This window comes from uncultured Thiodictyon sp., from assembly GCF_903828115.1.
In the GTDB taxonomy this organism is placed as follows: Bacteria; Pseudomonadota; Gammaproteobacteria; order Chromatiales; family Chromatiaceae; genus Thiodictyon.
This window is the reverse complement of record NZ_CAIKKU010000370.1, coordinates 1-3,401: the sequence shown is the minus strand read 5'-3', so window position 1 is coordinate 3,401 and position 3,401 is coordinate 1. Positions and strand designations below refer to the sequence as shown.

Below are 3,401 nucleotides of genomic sequence, written 5' to 3'. Positions count from 1 at the left end.
CTGGACGTAGGCTTCATCAAGCTGGTTGAGGCTGTGGTCGCTCAGGTGCATCGGTCAGTGGCGCGGTATCATCGGGCAGCGTAGGGGGAACATACTGATCGGGCTGGAGGCAGCGGTCAAGGGGTCTCTGAACGGCTACATTACGATCACGATTACGACAACGACAACGACAACGACGGTAAACTTGTTCTTGACTCGTTACTTAATGAATGCGGATGCGGACAGGACCTTCTCCACCACGTTCGCGGGCAGCGGAATATAGCCCATGGAGTCGGCGATCTTCTGGCCCTCGGTGGCACCGTACTTCACCATCTGGCGCAGGGCGTCGGCCTTGGCGTCGTCCTGATCCTTATAGAACAGCATCCAGGTGAAGGTGGCGATGGGGTAGGACTGGTCCCCAGCCGGGTCCCAGACCCAGGCGATCAGGTCGGGCACATCGCTCCCCGGCAGGGTGCCCTGCGGGAACTGCGCGGCGGCCAGGGCCGCGGCACCGCCCGCGGGCCCGGCGGCGATGAACTTGCCGGACTGGTTCTCCAACTCCGCGATCTGCTTCCAGCCGGTCAGCTTGGCGTAGCCATACTCGACATAACCGATGGCGCCCTCGTTCTGCTGGACCTGGGCGGTTACCCCGTCGTTCTTGGGGGCGGCGACGAACTTGCCGGTGTTCGGCCACTGGGGGGACTTGCTGTGGCCCACGGTGGTCTTGAAGCTGTCGCTGATGGCGGCCAGGTGCCCGGTGAAGACGTAGGAGGTGCCGGAGGAGTCGGAGCGGGTCACGACGGTGATGGGCTTGTCGGGCAGGGCGACGCCCTTGTTGGCGGCGGCGATCAGCGGGTCGTTCCACCTGGTGATCTTGCCGCTGAAGATCCCGGTGTAGGCCTCGCGCGACAGCTTCAGATCCTTCACGCCCTTGAGGTTATAGATCAGCACGATCTCGCCGGCGGTCATGGGCAGCAGCACGACGCCCTGCTTGACCTTGGCCTGCTCTTCGGGGCTCATGGCGGCGTCGGAGGCAGCGAAGTCGACGGTCCCGTTGATCAGGTCCTGGATACCGGCGCCGCTGCCCTTGGACTGGTAGTCGATGCGCACGCCCTTGGTGGCGGCGCTGAAGTCCTTGAACCACTTGGAGTAGATCGGGAAGGGGAAGCTCGCGCCGGAGCCGTTCAGCTTGACCTCGGCGCCGGCCTGGGCGGAGACGGCGAACAGGGCAGCGAAGCCGGCGGCGACCGCGGTCTTCAGAAAGGGCGATTTGCGCATTACTATTCCTCAAGCTGTGGATCGTCCGGGGGCTGACAGACCCGTTGGGCGCCAGTATCGCGGACCGAACGGGTGCTTTGATGAATATTTCGTGACGGTTGTGTGACCGTCCGCGCGCGGGAGAAACCGCTCCCTGGCGGTGTATAGTCCTGCTCCGGACGCGGGTAGGGGTGCCGACAAGACAGTCCCGGCGCCCCGCGCCCCTGGCCCCAACCCCACCCCCCACTCAACGAGAACCGAACCGACATGGCCTACGAATGTGTGATTGACGGTCAGATTTACGTCTTTGAGGCGGACTACGGCGAAGAAATGGAAACCGCCCGGATCATCGTGCGCAGCGCCGCCGGCGGCCCGGAGGGCCTCTTCTTCGTGCAGCGCGACGGCGCCCTGGAGGCCGCCGACGACCTGCCCGGCTTCGGCCCCAACCCCGTCGCCGCAGACGGGCTCTGGCCCCTGCCGCCCACGCAGGCGATCGAAGACGCGCAGCGGATGGCCGAGCAGAAGGGCCTGGACGACTGACGCCTGGAGTCCAAGGCTTCAGCCTTTTTGTTGTTCGGAGTGTACCTTTCATGATACGTTGTACTACATGAGGTACATTCGATGACGGACGATCAAAAACGGGTCACGGTCGCGTTCTACCGCACGAACCTTGGGAGGGAGCCCGTCAGGGAGTGGCTAAAGGCGCTCGATCCTGCGGACCGCAAGATTGTCGGGGATGATCTGCAAACTCTGGAGTATGGCTGGCCGCTCGGAATGCCGCTGTGCCGGGCCATCCGCTCTCACAAGGGCCTCTGGGAAGTGCGCAGCAACTTGTCGTCGGGGCGGATCGCCCGCGTCCTGTTTTGCATGGCGGGAGGACGGATGGTCTTGCTCCATGCCTTCATCAAGAAGACGCAGAAGACCCCGGACCATGAACTGAACGTCGCTGCCAAACGTATGAAAGGTGAAAAAGATGATTGATGAAAAAAACATCGGTTCCAGCCTCGAAGACTTCCTCAAGGAGGAAGGCCGCCTTGAAGACGCGCGCCAGGTCGCGGCCAAGCGGGTCTTAGCGTGGCAACTCCAGCAGGCAATGGAAAGTCAGCATCTCAATAAGGTGAAAATGGCCAAGCGGATGCAGACCAGCCGCTCGCAACTGGACCGCCTGCTTGACCCCGACAACGACAAGGTACAACTCGACACACTGAACCGGGCAGCGGCCATCGTCGGCAAGCGTCTCAAGATCGAGCTGATCGACAGCCCGCGTTGAGGCCAACGGACTCGCCCTGCATCCGTACCCATTCGGGAGCACGCATCCATGTTCCGCATCTTCTCGAAACTCGGCTGGCGGTGGTCGCTACCGCTGCTCCTGCTGGCACTGGCAGGGCTTTTCTATCTCCTCGCCATCGCCATGAGCTGGTCCGACTACCTGCCCTTCAACACCTATTCCGAGGGCTGGCGCATGGGCACCCTGTCCAAGGTCAGCGTGCGCGGCAATCCGTTGTTCAAATCGGTGGAAGGCGAGTTGCTGATGGGCAACGACAGCAGCGCCGCGTCCGTCAACGACGGCGACCAGGTGCTGTTCACCAACCCCTGGGCCTTCTCCGCCCCGCGCTCCGACCTGCCCAAGATCCAGGAATTCACCGGCCGGGCCGTCGCCATCCATTATCGCCAGCTCAGGTTCCAAGTGACGCGCATCAACGGCGATACGGACTATCGGGTGGTCGAGGTCAAACGGGTCAACCCGGAGGCCGCCCCGCGCGGCTGCGGGGCCGCGGGGTCCGCCGGCGCCACCCGCTCGGACGGCGAACGCATCGGCTACATCACCAAGGTCAGCCACCGCGGCAATGTGCTCAAGAGCGACGAGGTGATCGTCCAACTCGGTAACGCCGGCAATCAGTTCCAGGCCATGTCGATCCTCGATGACCAGATCGCCGCGTGCGCCCTCGAGTTCCTCAAGAGCGGCCTGCGCGTGCGGGTGAACTATCGCCAAAGCCTGATCCGCAACCCCGCCCGGCGCGACACGACCTACGACATCATCGGCATCTGGCCGGCGCCGAAGACGCCCTGAGGCTGGCCGGCATCGGCAACTGCGCCGCACCGACCAAGGTGGGCTGCTGTCGCGGCCTTGATCACTATTCCGGCCATCTCCAGGGTGACATCCG

5 protein-coding genes are annotated in these 3,401 nt (G+C 63.5%); 4 read left to right on the top strand and 1 reads right to left on the bottom strand.

The annotated features are described in order from the left end of the window. Nucleotides 1-198 precede the first annotated feature (198 nt). Complete coding sequence (gene pstS, locus QZY48_RS13535; RefSeq protein ID WP_295431448.1) at nucleotides 199-1,257, bottom strand: phosphate ABC transporter substrate-binding protein PstS; 1,059 nt, start codon at nucleotides 1,255-1,257, stop codon at nucleotides 199-201. 246 nt (nucleotides 1,258-1,503) lie between these two features. Between pstS and QZY48_RS13530 the strand changes: the two genes are divergently transcribed. The 4 genes from QZY48_RS13530 (at nucleotide 1,504) to QZY48_RS13515 (ending at nucleotide 3,307) form a co-directional block, all read left to right on the top strand. Continuing rightward, the gene (locus tag QZY48_RS13530) at nucleotides 1,504-1,776 is read left to right on the top strand and encodes a hypothetical protein (protein WP_295431445.1); all 273 of its coding nucleotides are present in this window, start codon (nucleotides 1,504-1,506) and stop codon (nucleotides 1,774-1,776) included. Between the two features lie 81 nt (nucleotides 1,777-1,857). Beyond that, nucleotides 1,858-2,217, top strand: a complete 360-nt coding sequence (locus QZY48_RS13525) for a type II toxin-antitoxin system RelE/ParE family toxin (protein ID WP_295431441.1) — start codon at nucleotides 1,858-1,860, stop codon at nucleotides 2,215-2,217. Next, nucleotides 2,210-2,506, top strand: a complete 297-nt coding sequence (locus QZY48_RS13520) for a Fis family transcriptional regulator (RefSeq protein WP_366929685.1) — start codon at nucleotides 2,210-2,212, stop codon at nucleotides 2,504-2,506. The genes QZY48_RS13525 and QZY48_RS13520 overlap by 8 nt, the downstream gene beginning before the upstream one ends. Before the next feature lie 48 nt (nucleotides 2,507-2,554). Then, nucleotides 2,555-3,307 carry a hypothetical protein gene (locus tag QZY48_RS13515; protein ID WP_295431436.1) on the top strand — a complete coding sequence of 251 codons (753 nt, stop codon included), beginning with the start codon at nucleotides 2,555-2,557 and terminating at the stop codon, nucleotides 3,305-3,307. Nucleotides 3,308-3,401: the final 94 nt, after the last annotated feature.

What these genes read in the sequence shown, in the direction of transcription:
- QZY48_RS13530 (WP_295431445.1), top strand. Translation starts at nt 1,504, where the DNA reads ATGGCCTACGAATGTGTGATTGACGGTCAGATTTACGTCTTTGAGGCG.
- pstS (WP_295431448.1), bottom strand. Translation starts at nt 1,257, where the DNA reads ATGCGCAAATCGCCCTTTCTGAAGACCGCGGTCGCCGCCGGCTTCGCT.
- QZY48_RS13525 (WP_295431441.1), top strand. Translation starts at nt 1,858, where the DNA reads ATGACGGACGATCAAAAACGGGTCACGGTCGCGTTCTACCGCACGAAC.
- QZY48_RS13515 (WP_295431436.1), top strand. Translation starts at nt 2,555, where the DNA reads ATGTTCCGCATCTTCTCGAAACTCGGCTGGCGGTGGTCGCTACCGCTG.
- QZY48_RS13520 (WP_366929685.1), top strand. Translation starts at nt 2,210, where the DNA reads ATGATTGATGAAAAAAACATCGGTTCCAGCCTCGAAGACTTCCTCAAG.